The following is a 1,458-nucleotide window of genomic DNA, read 5'->3' as shown; positions in this document are numbered from 1 at the left end:
CCGCTCCCGTCGCCAGTTCTGCCTCCTTCGCCCGTTCCGCCCGCGCCACCGGGCCCGCTTCCGTCGCCCGGTCCGCTCGCGACGTCAGGGCTGTCCTCCGCCGCACGGGCGCGCTCGGCTGCCGGTCCGGTGCCGGCCGCCACCGGCAGGGTCTGGTGGCCGGCGAACACCAGGCTCCAGACCTTGACCATGGACAGCAGCGTCAGCAGGCTCACCGCCGTCGCGATGGCGAGGGCGAGATAGGACTCCTCCAGCGCCGCCGCCCGCAGCAGGGTGAACTTGGCCACGAAGCCGGACAGCGGCGGCAGCCCGGCCAGGGACAGCGCGGCCACGAGGAAGACGCCCGTCAGCAGCGGTTCGCGGCTGCCCAGCCCCTGGACGTGCTTCAGCCTGCCGGTGCCGTAGGTGACCTCCACGACCCCCGCACACAGCAGCAGAGCAGCCTTCACCAGGATGTACTGGACGAGGTAGAAGACGGCGGCGGTCAGCCCGGCGGCGGAGAACAGCGCAAGCCCCATCAGCACGTAGCCGATCTGGCTCACGATGTGGAAGGCCAGGACGGACCGCATGGTCTGCTCACCGACCGCGCCGAACACCCCGACCACCATCGTGACCAGCGCGGCGGCCATGAGGAGCCACAGGTATCGCTGCTCACCGCCGTAGAGCACCGAGTAGATCCGGATGATGACGTAGAGGCCGACCTTGCTCAGCAGCCCGGAGAACAGCGCCGTGATCGCGGGGGACGCCTCCGGGTAGGTGCGCGGCAGCCAGCCGTGCAGCGGGACGACGGCCGCCTTGGCGGCCATCGCCAGCAGCACCACCGCACCGGCCAGCGCGACCCGCGGCGACTCCTGCGCCGCTCCGGCCAGTTCGCCGAGGTTGACGGTGCCGGCGGCGCCGTACAGCAGGGCCAGGCCGGCCAGGAACACGGTGGACGCCAGCAGGTTGAACACCAGGTAGAGCCGGCCCGCGGGCACCCTGCGCCGGCCGCCGGTCAGCGTCAGCAGCACGTAGGAGGGCACCAGCATCACTTCGACCAGCACGAACAGGTTGAACAGGTCGGCGGTGAGGAAGGCACCGTAGACGCCCGCGGACAGGACCAGCGCGAGCGGCCCGTACAACGGGTGGCGGTCGTCGTCGCAGGCCGCGGCGAACGCCAGGCAGGCCAGGGTGCTGAGCGCGGTGACGGCGACCATCAGGGCGCTGAAGGTGTCGGCGGCGAACACGATGGCGACGCCGGCCGGCCAGCCGCCGAGCCGGACCGACAGCACGGCCCCGTCCGCGGTCGCCGCGAGCAGCCAGCCGCTGAACGCCAGCACGGCGGCGGTGGTGCCCAGCACGATCCACCGGTTCACCGTCCGGCGGCCGCCTGTGGCCACCGTGACGCCGGCCGCCAGCAGCGGTCCGGCGACGGCCAGGGGAAGCAGCCCTCCGCTCATGTCCGCTCCTCCGCCGTCG

1 protein-coding gene is annotated in these 1,458 nt (G+C 72.7%); it reads right to left on the bottom strand.

Annotated features, from left to right (window positions below):
• Positions 1–1,439, bottom strand: a 1,439-nt coding sequence (locus ACYVE9_RS26620; protein WP_461030453.1) for a monovalent cation/H+ antiporter subunit D family protein, incomplete at its 3' end; no start/stop codon positions are given.
• Positions 1,440–1,458: the final 19 nt, after the last annotated feature.

Source organism: Streptomyces sparsus (assembly GCF_054776295.1).
The sequence above is the reverse complement of the archived record's forward strand: the minus strand, read 5'-3'. Positions and strand labels throughout refer to the sequence as shown.